The sequence below is a fragment of the Marinobacter sp. genome (assembly GCF_041690615.1).
Classification (GTDB): domain Bacteria; phylum Pseudomonadota; class Gammaproteobacteria; order Pseudomonadales; family Oleiphilaceae; genus Marinobacter.
The window spans coordinates 55,878-73,741 of record NZ_JAWLGY010000017.1 but is presented as its reverse complement, the minus strand read 5'-3'; the positions used below and the strand labels follow the sequence as shown (position 1 = coordinate 73,741).

The 17,864-nt window shown below is 59.4% G+C and carries 14 protein-coding genes; 8 read left to right on the top strand and 6 right to left on the bottom strand.

What is annotated here, in order from left to right; all coding sequences use genetic code 11:
- Positions 1 to 34: 34 nt before the first annotated feature.
- From ACESMZ_RS12800 to tmpT, 5 genes are all read right to left on the bottom strand, one after another.
- Positions 35 to 1,597 (bottom strand): SpoVR family protein, encoded by a 1,563-nt coding sequence (locus tag ACESMZ_RS12800; protein ID WP_372958355.1) that lies wholly within the window; start codon positions 1,595 to 1,597, stop codon positions 35 to 37.
- Complete coding sequence (locus ACESMZ_RS12795) at positions 1,594 to 2,889, bottom strand: YeaH/YhbH family protein (protein WP_372972723.1); 1,296 nt, start codon at positions 2,887 to 2,889, stop codon at positions 1,594 to 1,596. The genes ACESMZ_RS12800 and ACESMZ_RS12795 overlap by 4 nt, the downstream gene beginning before the upstream one ends.
- A 28-nt stretch (positions 2,890 to 2,917) precedes the next feature.
- Positions 2,918 to 4,840 (bottom strand): PrkA family serine protein kinase, encoded by a 1,923-nt coding sequence (locus tag ACESMZ_RS12790; RefSeq protein WP_372972722.1) that lies wholly within the window; start codon positions 4,838 to 4,840, stop codon positions 2,918 to 2,920.
- Positions 4,841 to 5,179: 339 nt separating this feature from the next.
- Positions 5,180 to 7,537 (bottom strand): DUF6351 family protein, encoded by a 2,358-nt coding sequence (locus ACESMZ_RS12785; protein WP_372958357.1) that lies wholly within the window; start codon positions 7,535 to 7,537, stop codon positions 5,180 to 5,182.
- Positions 7,538 to 7,708: 171 nt separating this feature from the next.
- Positions 7,709 to 8,368 (bottom strand): thiopurine S-methyltransferase, encoded by a 660-nt coding sequence (gene tmpT / locus ACESMZ_RS12780; RefSeq protein ID WP_372958358.1) that lies wholly within the window; start codon positions 8,366 to 8,368, stop codon positions 7,709 to 7,711.
- Positions 8,369 to 8,422: 54 nt separating this feature from the next.
- Between tmpT and ACESMZ_RS12775 the strand changes: the two genes are divergently transcribed.
- From ACESMZ_RS12775 to ACESMZ_RS12740, 8 genes are all read left to right on the top strand, one after another.
- Positions 8,423 to 9,364: a D-2-hydroxyacid dehydrogenase gene (locus tag ACESMZ_RS12775; RefSeq protein ID WP_372972721.1), complete on the top strand. Its 942-nt coding sequence runs from the start codon at positions 8,423 to 8,425 to the stop codon at positions 9,362 to 9,364.
- A 280-nt stretch (positions 9,365 to 9,644) separates the two neighbouring features.
- On the top strand, positions 9,645 to 11,201 hold the full coding sequence (locus ACESMZ_RS12770; protein ID WP_372958360.1) for a COG3014 family protein: 1,557 nt from the start codon (positions 9,645 to 9,647) through the stop codon (positions 11,199 to 11,201).
- A 16-nt stretch (positions 11,202 to 11,217) separates the two neighbouring features.
- On the top strand, positions 11,218 to 11,610 hold the full coding sequence (locus ACESMZ_RS12765; RefSeq protein WP_372958361.1) for a DUF1425 domain-containing protein: 393 nt from the start codon (positions 11,218 to 11,220) through the stop codon (positions 11,608 to 11,610).
- Positions 11,611 to 11,625: 15 nt separating this feature from the next.
- A complete protein-coding gene (gene lpoB / locus ACESMZ_RS12760; RefSeq protein WP_372958362.1) occupies positions 11,626 to 12,228 on the top strand; it encodes a penicillin-binding protein activator LpoB in 603 nt (200 codons plus the stop codon).
- Positions 12,229 to 12,245: 17 nt separating this feature from the next.
- The gene (locus ACESMZ_RS12755; protein WP_372972720.1) at positions 12,246 to 13,646 is read left to right on the top strand and encodes a DUF6844 domain-containing protein; all 1,401 of its coding nucleotides are present in this window, start codon (positions 12,246 to 12,248) and stop codon (positions 13,644 to 13,646) included.
- A complete protein-coding gene (locus ACESMZ_RS12750) occupies positions 13,640 to 14,902 on the top strand; it encodes a CsgG/HfaB family protein (RefSeq protein ID WP_372958364.1) in 1,263 nt (420 codons plus the stop codon). The genes ACESMZ_RS12755 and ACESMZ_RS12750 overlap by 7 nt, the downstream gene beginning before the upstream one ends.
- A gap of 63 nt (positions 14,903 to 14,965) precedes the next feature.
- Positions 14,966 to 15,226, top strand: a complete 261-nt coding sequence (locus ACESMZ_RS12745) for a DUF4282 domain-containing protein (RefSeq protein WP_372958365.1) — start codon at positions 14,966 to 14,968, stop codon at positions 15,224 to 15,226.
- Positions 15,227 to 15,396: 170 nt separating this feature from the next.
- Positions 15,397 to 16,737 carry a YihY/virulence factor BrkB family protein gene (locus ACESMZ_RS12740; protein WP_372972719.1) on the top strand — a complete coding sequence of 447 codons (1,341 nt, stop codon included), beginning with the start codon at positions 15,397 to 15,399 and terminating at the stop codon, positions 16,735 to 16,737.
- Here the strand turns inward: ACESMZ_RS12740 and ACESMZ_RS12735 are convergent.
- On the bottom strand, positions 16,702 to 17,748 hold the full coding sequence (locus ACESMZ_RS12735; protein ID WP_372972718.1) for an HDOD domain-containing protein: 1,047 nt from the start codon (positions 17,746 to 17,748) through the stop codon (positions 16,702 to 16,704). The two genes, ACESMZ_RS12740 and ACESMZ_RS12735, sit on opposite strands and share 36 nt — an antisense overlap.
- Positions 17,749 to 17,864: the final 116 nt, after the last annotated feature.

Here is a 17,864-nt window from a genome sequence, read left to right as displayed (position 1 = left end):
AACCGGGTGCCTGCACATTGAACCCGATTAAACCTCAGTGGTCCTGGTCTTCCCAGGGGGGGCAGTGGTACTCGTCCACTACCGTGCCTTCATCCACACTCTCCAGGTGCACATCAAAGCCCCACAGCCGGTGTACATGCCGGAGCACTTCCTCGGCATCCTCGCCGCCCAGCGGCACCCGGTCTACCGGGATATGCCGCAGGGTCAGTGACCGGTCACCGCGCACATCCACGTTCCACACCTGGATATTGGGCTCCCGGTAGCTGAGGTTGTACTGACGGGCCAGCTTCTCCCGCAGCGGCCGGTAGCCAGGGTCGTCATGGATGGCGGTGACCCGGTAGACCTCTTCCTGATCGTCGTTCTGGATGGCGAAAAACTTCATGTCCCGCATCACCTTTGGTGACAGGAACTGTTGGATAAAGCTCTCGTCCTTGAAGTTGCGCATCGCGAAGTGAACCGTTTCCAGCCAGTCCCCGCCGGCAATATCCGGGAACCACTCACGGTCCTCGTCGGTGGGGTTCTCACACATCCGTCGCAGGTCCGAGAAGATGTTGAAACCCAGGGTGTAGGGGTTGATGCCGGAGTACCACGGACTGTTGAACGGGGGCTGATAGACCACTGCGGTGTGGCTCTGCAGGAACTCCAGCATGAAACCATCGGTCACCAGGCCCTTCTCATACATGCGGTGTAGCAGGGTGTAATGCCAGAACGAGGCCCAGCCCTCGTTCATGACCTGGGTCTGGCGCTGGGGGTAGAAGTACTGCCCCAGCTTGCGCACGATGCGGATGATTTCCCGCTGCCAGGTTTCCAGCAGCGGGGCGTTCTTCTCGATAAAGTAGAGGATGTTTTCCTGGGGCTCGGACGGGTAACGCTGCTTGCGCCGGGCCTTGTCCTCGTCCGTTTCGTCCGGCCTGGGGATGGTGCGCCACAGATCATTGAGCTGGCGCTGCAGGTATTCCTCCCGCTCCTTCTGACGGCGTCGCTCCTCGGCTGCGGAGATGGGCGCGGGGCGCTTGTAGCGGTCCACCCCGTAGTTCATCAGTGCATGGCAGGAGTCGAGGATCTCTTCCACCGCCTCCACGCCGTGGCGTTCCTCACACTCGGCCACGTAATTCCGGGCGAACACCAGGTAGTCGATAATGGCGCTGGCATCCGTCCAGGTGCGGAACAGGTAGTTGCCCTTGAAGAAGGAGTTATGACCGTAGCAGGCGTGTGCGATAACCAGCGCCTGCATGGGCAGGGTGTTCTCTTCCATCAGGTAGGCGATACAGGGGTTGGAGTTGATCACGATCTCATAGGCCAGCCCCATCTGCCCCCGCTGATAGCCTTTCGAAGTATTGAGGAACTGCTTGCCGAAGGACCAGTGGTGATAGCCCACAGGCATGCCCACGGAGCTGTAGGCGTCCATCATCTGCTCCGCGCTGATCACCTCGATCTGGTTGGGGTAGGTGTCGAGGCCAAATTCCTCGGCGCACCTGGCGATTTCATCGTCGTACTGCTGGATCAGCTCAAAGGTCCATTCGGAGCCGGTGGAAATGGGCTCCCGCCTGGCCGGTGCTGAATCCGGCAGGTTGGGGCGGTCAATAATGTCAGTCATGCGGCTTTCCTCTCGAACAGCTGGCGGAACACCGGGTAGATTTCACCCGGGTCGGCGATCTGCTGCATGGCAAAGCTTTGCGGGAAACGCTCCATGATCTTCTCGTACTCGTACCACAGCATCTGGTGATCCTGGGGGGTGATCTCCACATAGGCGTAGTACTGCACCAGGGGGATAATCCGGTCGGCCAGGATCTTGCCGCAGATGGGAGAGTCGTCGTTCCAGTTATCACCGTCTGATGCCTGGGCAGCGTAGATGTTCCACTCATCCGGGGAATAGCGGGATTCGATGATCTTGTGCATCAGCTTCAGCGCACTGGAGACGATGGTGCCCCCGGTTTCCCGGCTATAGAAGAACTCTTCCTCGTCCACCTCCTTGGCGCTGGTGTGGTGGCGGATGAAGACCACATCGATCTTCTTGTAGTTTTTCTTCAGGAACAGGTACAGCAGGATAAAGAAGCGCTTGGCAATGTCCTTGTGAGTCTGGGTCATGGACCCGGAGACGTCCATCAGGCAGAACATGACGGCGCTGGTGGCGGGTTTCGGCTTCTTGATGTGCTGCCGGTAGCGGAGATCGATTTCGTCAATGAAAGGGATTCGGCGCACATTGGCCTTGAGCCTGGCGATTTCACCCTCCAGTGCCTCGATCTGGTCCACGTGGCTGAAGGCCGGGTCCAGCTCATCCGGGGCACTCTTCAGAGCGGCAAGCTGCTCTTCCAGTTCGCGTATCTTTTTGCGTCGGGCGCCGCCCAGGCCCAGTCTCCGGGCGTGGGCACCCCGCAGGGAGCGCACCACATCCAGCTTAGCGGGAACACCCTGGGTGGTGAAACCGGAGCGATGATACGTGAACGCCTCGGTGTCCTTGAGTTTCTTGCGGGCGAGGTTGGGCAGTTCCAGGTCATCGAACAGGAAGTCCAGGAACTCGTCCTGGGTGATCTGGAAGGCAAATTCGTCCATGCCCTCGCCATCCGGGCTGGCCTGGCCGGAGCCGGAACCACCCCCGCCGCCACCTTCCGGCTTGGGAATTTCATCACCGGCAACAAACTCCTGGTTGCCCGGGTGGACCACCTCGCGCTTGCCGCCCTGGCCGTGATGGAACGTTGGTTCATGGATATCCCGGGAGGGAATGCTGACGCTTTCCCCCCGCTCGATATCCGTGATGGAGCGCTTCTGCACCGCATCCGCCACGGCTTTCTTGATGTGCTGGCGATAGCGGCGCAGGAACCGCTCCCGGTTCACCGCGCTCTTGTTCTTGCCGTTAAGACGGCGATCAACGATGTGGGTCATGCCCATAGTGCAACTCCTTCAGGTCAGAAAACGGTTAATGCGACTTTCTGACTCTGAGGTACCACTCCGCCAGCAGCCGGACCTGTTTCTCGGTGTAGCCACGGTCCACCATCCGCTCCACGAACTGCTTGTGCTTCTTCTGGTCTTCCTGGCTGGCCTTCGGATTGAAGGAAATCACCGGCAGCAGGTCTTCGGTGTTGGAGAACATCTTCTTCTCGATCACGCTGCGCAGTTTTTCGTAGCTGAGCCAGGAGGGATTCTCCCCCTGGTTGTTGGCCCGGGCCCGCAGCACGAAGTTGACAACCTCGTTGCGGAAGTCCTTCGGGTTGCTGATGCCCGCAGGCTTCTCGATTTTCTCCAGTTCGTCGTTGATAGCGGATCTGTCCAGGATTTCGCCCGTTTCGGGATCCCGGAACTCCTGGTCCTGGATCCACAGGTCGGCGTAGGTCACGTAGCGGTCGAACAGGTTCTGGCCGTACTCGCTGTAGCTTTCCAGGTAGGCGGTCTGGATCTCCTTGCCAATAAACTGCACATAGTGGGGAGCCAGGAACTCCTTGATGTAACGCAGGTAGCGCTCCTGGATTTCCGCCGGGAACTGCTCCTGTTCGATCTGTTTTTCCAGTACGTAGAGCAGGTGCACCGGGTTGGCTGCCACCTCGGTGGTATCGAAGTTGAACACCTTGGACAGGATCTTGAACGCAAAGCGGGTGGACAGCCCGTCCATGCCTTCATTAACGCCCGCAGAGTCCCGGTACTCCTGAATGGACTTGGCCTTGGGGTCGGTATCCTTGATGTTCTGGCCGTCGTACACCTTCATCTTGGAGTAGATGCTGGAGTTTTCCGGCTCCTTGATACGGGACAGCACCGAGAACTGGGCCAGCATATCCAGGGTATCCGGTGCACAGGGGGCGCCGGACAGTGAGCTGTGCTTGAGGAGCTTCCGGTAGATTTCGATTTCCTCGGTGACCCGCACACAGTAGGGCACCTTGACGATGTAGACCCGGTCGAGGAAGGCCTCGTTGTGCTTGTTGTTGCGGAAGGTCTGCCACTCGGACTCGTTGGAGTGGGCGAGGATGATGCCGTCAAAGGGCACCGAACCCATGCCCTCAGTGGTGTTGTAGTTGCCTTCCTGGGTGGCGGTCAGCAGCGGATGGAGCACCTTGATGGGCGCCTTGAACATCTCCACGAACTCCATCAGCCCCTGGTTGGCCTTGCACAGGCCGCCGCTGAAACTGTAGGCGTCCGGGTCGTCCTGGGAGAAGTCCTCCAGCATACGGATGTTGACCTTGCCCACGAGGGCCGAGATGTCCTGGTTGTTGTCATCGCCGGGCTCGGTCTTGGATACGGCCACCTGGTCCAGTACCGATGGGTACTTCTTCACCACCCGGAACTGGCTGATATCGCCACCATATTCGTGCAGGCGCTTGACCGCCCAGGGAGACATGATGGGTTTGAGGTAGCGCTGGGGAATGCCGTATTCCTCTTCCAGGATCTGGCCATCCTCAAGCGGATCGAACAACCCCAGTGGTGACTCGTTCACCGGGGAGCCCTTGATGGCGTAGAAGGGCACTTTCTGCATCAGGAACTTGAGCTTCTCCGCCAGGGAAGACTTGCCGCCCCCCACCGGACCCAGCAGGTAGAGAATCTGCTTTTTCTCTTCCAGGCCCTGGGCCGCATGGCGGAAGAAGGACACGATGTTTTCCACCGCCTCTTCCATGCCATAGAACTCGGAGAATTCCGGGTATCGCTTGATAACCTTGTTGGAAAAGATGCGCGACAGGCGCGGGTCTCTGGACGTGTCAATAAATTCTGGTTCGCCAATGGCCAGCAGCATGCGCTCGGCTGCGGTGGCGTAGGCGGCTGGATCGTTCTTGCAGATCTCCAGGTATTCCTCCAGGGAGTATTCTTCTTCCTGGGTCTGGTCATACCGGTCTTTAAAGTGTTGCAGGATGCTCATGGGTGACCCTCGCTTGCTAATGATTCCTCGACTACACGCAAAATTCCCCGTTGTTGGACGCCGCGGGCGGGCGTTTGTGGTTAAGGTTGGATGGAAGTCATGACTGCTGTCTGCCGGATATACGACGGGACTCAAGCCCCGGTTTCCAGCGGGCCCTGTTCCGGGCCCTTTCAATTTCAGCTTAGTCCAGGTTTGCAGCTTTGACAGGACAAAATGTTGTGGGTTCGTGACAGCAGGTGAAAACTTGTGAGGTTGGCAACAGAAGTGTTGTGAAAGGCGACGAATATGGCCGGGGAGGGGCTGACGGCGGTGGTGGCACCGCCGTCAGAAGGGTTGTGGTCAGCCTGCCGGGCGACCCTGGTCCGGAGCCTGGTAGTCGCAGACGCCCTGTGGGTAGATCTCTTCCAGGCGTTCAATTTCGCCGGCACTGAAGCTGACGTTGCCGTAGGTGCCGTCGGCAAGCGCCTCGCTCACCGGCTTCAGGCTGCATTTGAAGATGCTGCCTTCAATGGGGCCACCGGACTCGATCCGTGAGGTGGTGTAGGTCTCGAACTGTTCCGTACATTCGCCTGCGGAATTGTTGTCCAGGATACCATTCCATACATCGTCGCCCGCCTCGATCAGCGAACCGTCGGTATTGAAACAGGCATCCACGGCTTCTGCAGGCCGGTTCTCGGCGATGCTTCTGTCCGGGTTCTGCTGGATATTGGTGATCCAGTCATGAAGTACTTCCAGCGCCATCCAGGTCTGATTGTATTCCTCCCGGGGCCTCGGCCTGGTCGGGTCTGACAGATCCGTGGGACGGGTATCGGTGAACCATATCACCTGGTTGCCGGCATCCCCCATGCGGTTGATGATGCGCTGGCGCGCTGAGAAGGACTGGTGACTGTTGTGCATGTCCAGTACTTCCTCCAGGTAATGGCGCCAGTCGATGACCGGCATGTTCAGCTCACCATCAAACACCAGGCCCGAGGTGTAGGCCGCATTGATGGCTTCGATATCCGCTTCGGTGCGGGGCGCCGGGGTGACGCCGTCCGGACTGAGCATCATGTTGCGGCGGCTCCAGGGGTCGAAGCTGGCTGGCGTGAAATCACCCAGGAAGGGGAAGCCCTCCTGCACCATGTCATTGGGGTGTTTCCAGCCGCCAATCTGGGCGTTCAGCTTCAGGAACTCGTCCGTGGTGATATTGCCCTCCACCAGCGCATTGAGCCCGTATTGCACACCCACGTTGTCGTAGACAGTGCGGGGATTGCCGTTCTCGTCCAGGCCGTAGATGTTGCGGGCGTCATCGTAATGGGTCCACTGCACGTCATCCATGACCCCGGGAGGCTGCATCAGTTGCTGGTTGCGGGCCTGGCCGTAGTTGGGGTTGAGCACCAGGGCGGTGAGACCGCGCCAGGCCGGTATGCATTCGGTCATGCCCGGAGCGGTGCCGTAGCCCAGGGCGCGCTTGGCATCAGCAAACGGGTCCAGGTAGTTGTCGGTGGCATTGAGCCCCACCAGCCAGCTGCGATTGCTGGTGGTCTGCCATTTCGGGTTGGTGCCGTCGGTGACGTCCATGTAGTGCTCGAGCAGTTCACAGTCACCGATGTGTATCACCTGGGTGATCATGTCCGGGTAGGAATACTGGGGTACACCGCCGTCAAGCAGGTCCGGGTGGTTCTGGGAATAGACATACTGCTGGATACCGCCACCGGAGCCGCCAATGGCCACGGTGTATTCTGGCACTCCGAAGCGCTTGATAAAGTGCTCTTTCACCATCAGAGCGGTTTCACCGCCCACCTGCAGGTTATAGTGGCTGCTGGTGCGGGTGCCGGTGGAGTAGATCACTGCGTAGCCTTTCTTCAGCACCTCGGGCTCCAGCGAGCGGCCGCTGATGCGACCCTGGCTGTGGCCAATGGCAACGCCGCCTTCAAAGTGGAACAGCAGACGGCCGTTCCAGTTGGTGGTTGAGGCTTCCCAGGGCCCGTCTCCAGGCTCGGCCAGGGTGGCAAAGCTGTAGATGAAGCGGTTGATGGTTCCCCGCTCCTGCCGGACGACAAAGTCCACGGTGCGGCCGTCCGTCAGGGTGGTGGTGGCCATATTGGCAGGTCGGGAGCCATCGTCGGGCAGGGGAGCCCAGCTACCATCTGTAGTACGGTAGATAAAGGTGACATAGGGTTCGATGGAGCAATCCTTGCTTAGCCCAACCTGGCTGCCGGACGCATCCAGTACCGGAAAGCCGGTATCGCCTTCAGTGTCCACCAGCGGCTGCTTGCCCAACTCTGTGGTGACCGTGCAAACGAACGGATATTGTTGCGGCCCGGAGAAGATTGGCCCGGTGACCGGGTGGGCAGTCAGCATGACAGAGGCCAGGGGGCCCTGCCGGCGGTGGTGCAGTTCAAGCTGGTTCTCGCCTTCGACCAGACCGGAAACCAGCACCTCATGGCCATCGCCGCCGGCACGGATTTCCGGCTCTATGGGCTGGCCGTTCAGCCAGAACTCCAGTTGCCGCAGGCGCGATTTTACGGCAGGCGTGGACTTGATGGGGCGATCCTTGAACAGTACCTGCACCAGCACATCATCACCGGACACCTGGTCCGGGGCGCTGGAAAGTACCTTCAGGTCATAGTGGGGGTTGGCAGCATGGCCAGTGGCAGCGAGCCCTGTCAGGAACAACAGGACGATCAGGGGCTGAAGCATTCTCTTTGGAAGCATGGTGAAGATCCCTCTTTGTAAGTTTTTGTTACAGGGGTGCCTTCACCAGCATGGTCAAACATGTACAAAAAACAAACGGTCGGGCTGAAAAACGAGCCGCCCAGGCATAAGTATGCATGGCAGACGTCTTTAATATTCTGAAAAACCGTCAGAATTTGTCCGCCAGTCGCTTTAGTATTTTTTGAGATAAAAGACGCTCTCGGTAGCTCCGTTCCGCAGGCCCCGGCGTTTGGCAAAAGGATTATCCCGGCCCATTTCCCTGGTCAGGACGTGGTTGATGTCGTAGTCCTGGCCATAGAGGTTGTGAACTTCCTGGTCACTGACATTGAACGGAGGGCCTTTCATTTCAGTGCTGTCGTAATTGAGGGTGATCAGCAGCATGTGGGTGCCGTCCGGAATAACCGCGGTAAGATGCTCGACGTAGTCGCGCCGCATTTCCGGTGGCAGGGCGATCAGCGCGGCCCGGTCATACACCATGCGGATATGGCTGAGGTCTTCCGGTACCAGCTGGAAGAAGTCGCCACACCAGAGTTCCAGGTCGTCATGGCGAAATTTCGTGAAAGGCTCGCCCGGGTGCACCTTTGCTTTTTCCTCGGCCTCCTCGAAGAAATCCTTGCAGGCTACATCACTCAGTTCCACGCCGATGACCGGGTGACCGCGGTCGTGTAGCCACCACATGTCATGGGCCTTGCCGCAGAGAGGGACGAACACGGCATCGGTGCGATCACCGGCAAACTCCGGCCAGTGGTCATGGAGGTACTTGTTGACTGACCCTTCATGAAAGCCTATTTCGCCCTTTGCCCAGCGTGTGTGCCAGAATTCATGTTCCATGCCGTTTGCCCTCTTGTAGTGAACATCCCGGAGCATAAAACAGGAGTCAGAACAGTGAAAGCCGTATTCCTCGACGCCAGCACCCTCGGTGAGGATGTCTCCCTTGATCCGATCGAGGCCGTTACCGGGCCATTGACCTGCCACCCCCGTACCGCACCTGAACAGGTGACTGAACGGTTGCAGGGCTTCGATACGGTGCTGGTTAACAAGGTTGTGCTGGGGCGCAGGCATTTCGAAGCCTGCCCGGAGCTGAAAACCATCGCTGTGGTGGCCACGGGCCTGAACAACATCGACCTGGAGGCAGCCAGGGATCACGGAATCCAGGTGCTCAATGTCACCCGCTATGGCCGCTCAACCGTGGCCCAGCACACCATGGCCCTGATACTTGCGCTTGCGACCCGGCTGCTGGATTACCACCGGGATGTCCGCCAGGGGCGCTGGGCGCAGAGTGACATGTTCTGTTTGATGGACCACCCCATCATGGAGCTGGAGGGCAAGACCCTGGGGATCATCGGCTATGGCGACCTTGGGCAGGGTTTGGCGGAACGGGCCCGGGCGTTCGGCATGAACATCCTGCTGGGTTGTCGTCCCGGCCCGGCGCCCGGAGAGGTTGATGGTTATCAACGCATCCCGTTGGACGAGCTGCTGCCCCAGGTGGATGTGCTGTCGCTGCATTGCCTGCTCACGGATGACACCCGGAATCTGATCGGCGCCGCCGAGCTGCAAAAAATGAAACGCACCTCGCTGCTGGTCAACACCAGTCGCGGCGGCCTGGTGGATGAGCAGGCCCTGGCCGACGCCCTCCGGGATGGCACTATCGGCGGCGCCGGTTTCGACGTGCTCACTGAAGAGCCCCCGCGAAACGGCAATCCTTTGCTGGCGGAGGATATTCCCAACCTGATCGTCACCCCCCATTCCGCGTGGGCGAGTCTGGAAGCCCGACAGAGGATTGTGGAAATTACGGCAACGAATCTTGAGCGCGTCCTCTCTGAGTAAGGCCCGGGCTGATCAAAAATCAGACGCTTAACCGATTGATCTGGCTATGAAATGATCATCTTGTAACATTGTGTAACGGTGACCGGGAAAGATGTGTCGCTAATGTGAAATGATGCAATAGATTACTTCCTACGCTGTTTATGTGACCTCCCTCTCGCTTATTGTTAACTCCCGTTAAGGAATCGGTAATGTGGTTCCTTGCTGATGTGATAAAGGGAGTTATCGCAGCGCATGACTCCCTTTACGGCCAAGAGCCTGCAAGACAACAAAGGGAGTCTGCGTGAGACCTATCATACGTATCGCCGTTGCCACCCTGGCAGCGACCACCATTTCAGGATGTGCCTCTTTCCAGCATCGCGCCCAGATGACGGACTTCAATTCCGCCTACGCGAGCGGTGACTATGAGGCCGCACTTTCCAGTATGTCGTTCAAGCTTGACCCGGAAAAAGAGATCGATACGGAGGGTCGCCTCCTCGAAATCCTGCACCAGGCCGAGCTGTACCGATTGAAAGGCGACTTTGTGAAGGCCGCCGAGTATTACGACCTTGCCGAGCAGGGGATGAAATACCTCGATACCGAAAGTGTTGCGGAAGAAACCGGTGAGACCTTCATGGCCGTGATGATCAACGACTCGGCCCGGGACTACGAGGCCCTGATGTCAGAGGCGGTGCTGGTCAATACCTACAAGGCGCTGGCGTTTCTTGCCGAGGGCAACAATGAGTATGCCCGCATCGAGTTTAACCGGGCCGATGACCGCACACGTCGGGCGGTGGGCTTCTTCGCTGACGAAATTGCCGAGCAGAAGGAAAAGCTGGCGGAAGAGGCTCGTGAGGCAGAGCTTGAAGCAGCTGACGCCGAGGAGGAGACTGGCGGGCGCGCCAGCAGCGCCCTGTTTGCCAGTCAGAGTCTGCAAAGCGAGGGGCTCCAGCAAGCGGTTGCTGAAAATTACGGTGGCCCATCCGAATGGGCTGCCTATTCCGAGTTCCTGGTACCCACCAGCACCTACCTGCACGGGATCTATTTCCTGGCCAACGGATCGGTCTCGTCAGATTACGACAAGGCCGTGACCTCCCTGCGTCGCGTTGCCCAGATGAATGATGAGAACGAGCACCTGGCCCGCGATGTAAAGCTGGCCGAGGACCTGGCCGCGGGCCGGCTCACCTCCGGCGACATCGGCCCCCAGGTCTGGATCGTCTATGAGAACGGCCTGGGTCCGGTGCTGGAAGAGATGCGCTTTGATGTACCACTGCTGCTGTTCCATGGTAACCAGCAGGCACCGGCTTACACCGGTATTGCCCTGCCGAAATATGCCCGGCGGTCATCCGTAAGCGGCAATCTCATGGCTATCACCGGCGATGGTGAAACGGTTGAGACGGAGCTGCTCTCTGAAATGGACAAGGTGTTCCAGACCGAGATGAAAGCCCGTTTTCCCGGTGTTCTGACCCGTGCTGTTGCTTCCGCTGTGGTGAAGGCCGTTATCCAGAACGAAGCAACCGAGCGCCTGGGTATCTGGGGCCAGCTGGGCAGTGCCGTTCTCACTGCCGCGACAACCCAGGCTGATCTGCGCGGATGGCAGGCTTTGCCGGATCATTGGCAGGCCACACGTATTGCACGGCCGGAGGATGGCCAGCTGACCCTCGCACAGAACGACGGCACCACCCTGGGCACAGTGCAGATTCCTGACCAGCCTTTCACCCTGCTCTACGTCAAACGTCCCAGCCTGCAGGCCCCGGCCACGGTGATGACCCTGGATCTCAACGGAGCGTCGCCTGGCCTGCTGGCGCGTCTGCCGGAAGCCCCTGAGACCACCGAAGTGACTTCGGCCTCAGCCCAGTAATGTCGGGAGATACTGAATGATAACGCGCGTGATTTTGTTGGCGTTGCTGAGCCTGGTGTTGTCCGGATGCGCGACGCAGCCGCCCAGGAGCGAACTTTACGACCGCGAAGAGCTGAGCGTTGACCCGGAGGTTCAGTTTGGGCTGGTGGTGACGGAGCTGTTTCAGGAACGTCTGCGCCAGCCATCCGGCAACTCATTGTTGCAGGTGGCGTTCGCTGTAGAAGGCAGGGCCGATACCCGCTTTGGCTGGAAGGTAACCTGGTTCAACGCCAGTGGCATGGAAGTGCCTGGTGTTGGCAAGGGCTACCGGGAAGCCCGTGTACTGCCAGGTCAGCATCGATATTTCAAGGCTACCGCCCCCCACCCGTCGGTGGATTCGTTCCAGCTTCATCTCCGTGAAATGCGATAACTCAGAGGAAAAACAATGTTCAGGAAAGCCTTTCTATTGATCCTTGCAACGGTACTGGTCTCCGGTTGCGCCACCCAGACACGGTATGTTGACCCGGCGGCAGATGACGGCCCCGTATCCATGTCACTGGACTATCGCGATTTTGAGCGGGCGGCTACCGAGGCGGTCGAAGACATGCTGGCCAGCGGTGCGGTGGATAACCCCGACGGTGGGCGCTACATCCTGGTGGTCAGCCGGATCACCAACGACACCATGCAACGGATCGACACTGACCAGCTCATCAAGAAGATTCGTGTGTCCCTCCTGCGTTCCGGGAAAGTAGTTACCACCACCGCCGTGGGTCTCAACGGCGCCGAGGATGAGATGTCCATGCGTGCCCGTGAGCTTCGCGATTCCGAGGAGTTTGACCAATCCGGCGTGCAGCGCAAGGGCACTTTACAGGCTCCGGACCTCAGCCTGTCCGGCAAGCTGATCCAGCGTAACCATAAGGTAGGCCGTGAACAGCAGGTGGAATACTACATTCAGCTTACCGTCACCGAGCTTGGTACGGGGCTGGCGTTCTGGGAAGGCGAAACGCCCATTATCAAGCGTGGCTCTGACAAGTCGGTCAGCTGGTAAAAAACGGGGAAATGATGATGGATATTCGTAATACGGCTCTCTCGGTTGTTATTGCCGGCCTGCTGTCAGCAGTGCCCGCCCCCACGCTGGCCCAGGAAGGTGATCTCGCTGACCAGGCCCAGGCGGCCGATCAGGAGGCCAGCAAGACCCCACCGTCTCCGTTCATGGCAGTTTCCGAAGTGGATCCTGGTGACAAGAAAATCCAGGAGTTCCTGGATGCCCGCGGCTGGGTGCGTGGTGAGTCCGACAAGAACCCGGCCGGTGGCACCCTGGTGGTTGCCAGTCAGGCTATTGCTGCGGACCCGTCCACAATCCAGTTCAGCCAGGCCCGGGTCATTGCGACTGAGGAGGCCTTCCTGAAAGCCATGGGGGAATTGGTATCGCAGGATTCCGTGGATATCGGCGTGTCCCTGGCAGACCGGTTCATGAAAGACGACCTGCCTGAGGACGTGCGCGACACCACCAGTATGGATGCGCTGGGCAAGGCGGTAGCCGGTCGCGCCGCCGAACTGACTGTACAGAGCATGAATGCCCTTCTGGAAGAGCTTGGGGCAGACCCGTCAGGCCTTCCGGAAATGACCGTCGCCGAGCGCAAAGACCTGATCTACGACGAATTCGTCAGTGAAACCACCTGGCGTGCCATGGGGCGCCTGAGTGGGGTCGGGATCTTTGGCGTCATTGAGGAAGTGGGCGGTGACGGCCCGGTCAACAACGGCCGGATGAGTGTGGTGGTGGTTCGCTCTGACCGTTTCAGTGAGTTCGGTCGCCAGCTTCGTACCGGTGATGTGAATTCCGCCCAGGCCATCTCCCTTGACGAGATTCGCGAGCGCCTGGACCCGCAGCTGCGGGAAGGGGAGCCCATGCTGGGTTACTTCGGTGTTCAGCCAGTGGTTGATGCCAACGGGCGCTACGGACTGTTGTCATTTGGCACCTCCGGTCCGCAACTGACCCGCGGCAATATGGAAGAATTTGAAATTGCAGCAGAGATGGAAGCGGCCCGCGAAGAAGCCATGACAATGGCTGACGGCTGGCTCGCCCAGTTTGCCTCCATGACGGTGCAGGGGCAGAAGGAAACCACCCGCCGCAAGCTCAAGCAGAAGGTGCGTGAAACCCGGGGTGACGGTCGTACCGAGATCAAGACCTCTGAAGGTATCGGACGGATGGTCAATAACATCCTCAAATCCGAGGCCAATGCCCGTCTGACCGGTGTCCAGACCGTGGGGCAATGGGATGCGGTAGATCCTGCCACGCAACACCCCTACCTGGGGTATGTGAAGTACTGGTCACCGGGCACCTCCGCGAAAGCCCAGGGGCTGGACAAAAAGCCTGAGAAAGCAGCGGCCGAAAATACCGAAAGCCAGGGACAGCCCGCAACACAGAAATCCACTCGCAGCACAGGATCGTTTGGCTCATGGTAAGGCACAAGCTGGCGATCCTGCTGCTGATGCTGGTTCCCGGGCTGGCCATGGCGGCCACCGAGACGCGGACTGTCCAGGCGGAAGCCACCGGCATCAACCGGGAACAGGCCATTTTCAACGCCCTCGGGGACGCGGTACGCCAGGTTCGGGGCGCCCAGATCAGTGCCAGCAGGCAGGTGCAGTCAGCCCTGAGCCGCATGTCAGTGCGCACCGGGGACGGTCGCGAGGCCAGCGTGGAAATCCAGTCCGGCTCCAGTAGCCAGACCAGCGTTGCCAGTGAAGGCCTGATCAGTGGCTATCGCATCCGCTCCATTACCGATGCCCCTGGCGGTGGGAAGCTGGCTCGCCTGACCGTTGACGTACCGGTCTACCGGTCGCCGGGAAACCCCAATGACGGGCGCTGGCGCATGGCAGTTTACCCGGTCTGGCCGGCACGCCCCTTCTACGAGGTGGATGGCCGCCGCTTGTCCAGAGAGGAAGTTTCGGACCGGATGACCCAGTCCATTACCGAAGCGCTGGTACAGTCCCGGCGATTTGCGATGCTCGCCCGTGACAAGGAAAACGCGATTCTCTCAGAGCGGGACCGGATGCGCGGTGAAGACGTTCCGGTGCAGGAAAAGGCCATGCTCGGTAACGAGCTGGGAGCCGAGTACCTGGTGACTGCACAGGTGACTGACCTGACGCTGAATGTTGAAGAGAAGGTTTCCGGCCTGACCGGTGAGCGGAGTCGCCGGCAGTCCGGCGGCCTGGTGCTCGAGGCACGGGTAGTGGTGCCGGCTACCGGCACTATTGTCTGGACGCAGACCATGAACCTTTCGCCGGCCCGGCTGGGCATTGAGCTGGACGGCTCTCCCGGCTCACTGCAGTCCCTGTTCGGGAAAGCGGGTGAGGAAGTGGCCCTGGCGGTCATCGACGTTGTCTGGCCGCCGCTGGTTGAAGCCCATGAGGGTGATGAACTGGTCATCAACATGGGCGGACACCTGATGAAAGCGGGGCAGCAATGGGAAGTGTTTGCCCTCGGGGATCAGGTACGTAACAGCCACACCGGCAGCGGTCTGGGGCGCTCCGAGCGCCCGGTGGCCACGGTGGAGGTTACCCGTAGTACGCCCAAGCTGGCCTACGCGCGGGTAGTCGATGGCGAAGTGCAGGGGAAGGGGCAGGTGCTCCGCCGCCCTGCCTGGGCCGAGGCAGAGGATCCGAACGAAGCGATTCGGGGAACCCGTAAGCGTACCTGCCTGCCCATTGATCCCTGTTAGCACAGGGCAGGGATCAGGCAGCAGTGAGTTTACTCAGTCGTTAATAACCTAGGAAAAAGTAGAATGTTTAAGTCTTTTCTGAACTTTGATTCCATGATTACGCCGAAAATCATCACAGTGATTTACTGGCTCTCGATTGTTGCAGTCGCGCTTGGCGGCATTGCGAGCATGTTTTCCGGTTATCGCGGATTCACCTTCGCCAGCTTTCTGATGGGCCTCGGCATTATCGTCGGTGGTGTACTGCTGACACGGGTTTACTGTGAGCTGCTCATCGTGATTTTCAAGATCAATGAAAACCTGCGTACCCTCGCTACCAGGGAGTGATACGTCCACGCCGGTGGGGTCCAGCCCCCACCGGCATTTTTCCCCCGCCGCGTTTTAAGCCATACTCTCCCCTATATCCCGGAAAATAAAGGCAGTCCCGCGTTTATGCTGTCCCTCTGGATGGTTATAACCCGTTGTGCGATGCCGCTGGCTTTTACTAAGGACGTTGCGTGGCTTCATTCCAGTTCAAAGAGCGTTTCAACGCCGCCGAACGGTGGATACTGTCCAATCCGAATCCGCCCGAGAGATGGCCCTGGACATGGCTGTACAAGGCGGGGCGGGTTGCCTATGCGGTGGCGCGGGATATTCTCAGCGGGCAGTTGACCCTCCATGCGATGAGCCTGGTCTATACCACCCTGCTCAGCATCGTGCCGCTGCTGGCGCTGAGTTTCTCGGTGCTCAAGGCCATGGGCGTGCATCAGCGCATTGAGCCGTTCCTGTACCAGTTCTTTCAGCCGTTGGGCGATCAGGGCACGGAACTGGCCGAGCAGATCCTGGGGTTCGTGGACAACATGAAGGTGGGCGTACTGGGCTCAGTGGGCCTGGCGCTGCTGGTCTACACCGTGATTGCCCTGGTGCAGAAAATCGAGCGTTCCTTCAACATGATCTGGCGGGTGCCGGAGATGCGCTCCCTGGCCCAACGCTTCAGTAACTATCTGAGCGTGATCATGATCGGCCCCCTGTTGATGGTTTCGGCTATCGGTATTACCGCCACGATTTTCTCATCGGAGTTTGTGCAGCGGCTGATCGAGATAGAACCCCTCGGTACCGCCGTTCTTGTCGCCAGCCGGATGACGCCCTTCATGCTGGTGGTGGCGGCGTTTACCTTCGTGTATATCTTTATCCCCAATACCCGGGTGAAGCTGCGGTATGCATTTATTGGCGGTCTGATCGCGGGGGTGACCTGGCAGGCCGCTGGCATGATCTTCGCCTCATTTGTGGCGGGCTCTACCCGGTATGCGGCTATTTATTCAAGCTTTGCCATCGGCATCATTTTGCTGATCTGGATCTATATCAACTGGATGATCCTGTTGGCGGGTTCGAGCATTTCATTCTATTTGCAGAACCCCGGTAACGTGTCCCGGCGTCGTGATGTGGACCCGTCGCCCGAGTTACAGGAGAAGGTGGCGCTGGTATTGATGTGGCGGGTCTGCAAGCCCTTCAGCGAGGGTCGCCCCGCACCCCAGCAGGAAACCCTGGAGCAGGAAATGCGGGTTCCCGGGGAGATTACCCGCCGCATTTCCGACAAGCTGATTCGCAAGGGGCTGCTGAATCTTGCGGGCTCATCCGGTGACTACCTGGTGCCGGGGCGTGCGTTGGAACTGATCCGGGTAGGGGACGTGCTGGAAGCCGTGCGTGAGGACGAGGAGGGAGTGATGGCACGGCTTCCGAACGTGCTGCCCCCCGAGATGTATCCCACCGTCAGCGCCGACAAGACACGCTCCTTCGCCGAGCTGCTTCGCCCTGCGATGGTCTCAACGGCTGGAGAGTCCCTCGGCGAGAAAGCGTGACAGGATCTGGCGGACTTTATCGAGCTGGCGGGTTTCGAGGGATATAAGGGCCTGGAGCTCATCGTCGGCCAGGTTGCGCTGGTGAGCGTCACGCAGGACTTCCCGGGTGCCAAGTACCAGGCCGTCATTCAGCGGTGAATGGTCATTGCCTGGCACGGGACGCTCGGCGGTCAGTAGCAGTGCATGGTAGCGGGGCGGCAGGTTCCAGGCCCTGGCCACTTTCTGGGCGGTGGCCCAGGCAAACCGGTGCATGGCCTCGTAATACATCTGGGGCGTGGCATGCTGGTCCGGATAGCGCCGACGGATAATGGACTGCACCTCTCGCCTCAGGGTGAGGTAAGCCAGTGCCGGCAACAGGCCGGTCATGAAATAACTGGTGCTTTCTTCCTTGCGGTTCAGCGCAATCAGTTCAGACGCCCGCGCACAGCTCAGGCCCCAGCGCCAGACCCGTTGGGTAAAGGTGGACTCGGTGGAGTTGCGCGCTGCCAGCATGGGGCGCATCACCGAGGCTGAAGCCACATTGCGGATGCCATCAAGGCCAAGCAGAAAGACCGCCTGGTCAACGGTTTCCACTGTCTGGTCCCCGGCCTTGAAAAAGGGGCTGTTAGCTACCTGCAGCACCTGGTCGGTCAGCGCGGCGTCACTGAGTATGATACCCGTGACATCCTTGCGGGTGGTGGACTCGCTGGCCAGGGTTCGCATCAGGGTCGGCAGTGTCAGGGGCTGCCGGGGCAGTTCTTCCAGCCGGTTGCTATCCAGCCGGTTTTCGATTTCCCGCAGGATCTTGCCGGTGAACGGTGAAGGTGTGGTCAGTTGTCTCGGGCTGCAGTCCAGCAACCAGCAGAACAGGTGGTCGTCCAGCCGGTCCCTGGCGGAACGGTCCGGATCGGGTTGCAGGCTGTCCGATGGCCGTTTTCGGGTGGAAAACCCGTTACTGGCGGGATTTCGGGAGTCCGCGGCACCGTGGCCCTGGAACAGCCTGTCCATTATCCAGGATAGAATACCCGGCATCCGGTGTTTCTCCTTGAAGATATCTGGGTTTTCACGAGGTTACGGTCCCGAATCTGCTGTCGCAGTATAGTACAGTCCTGTTGCCGTTGCCTGCGCCCTGGCTGCAGGTCGTAATC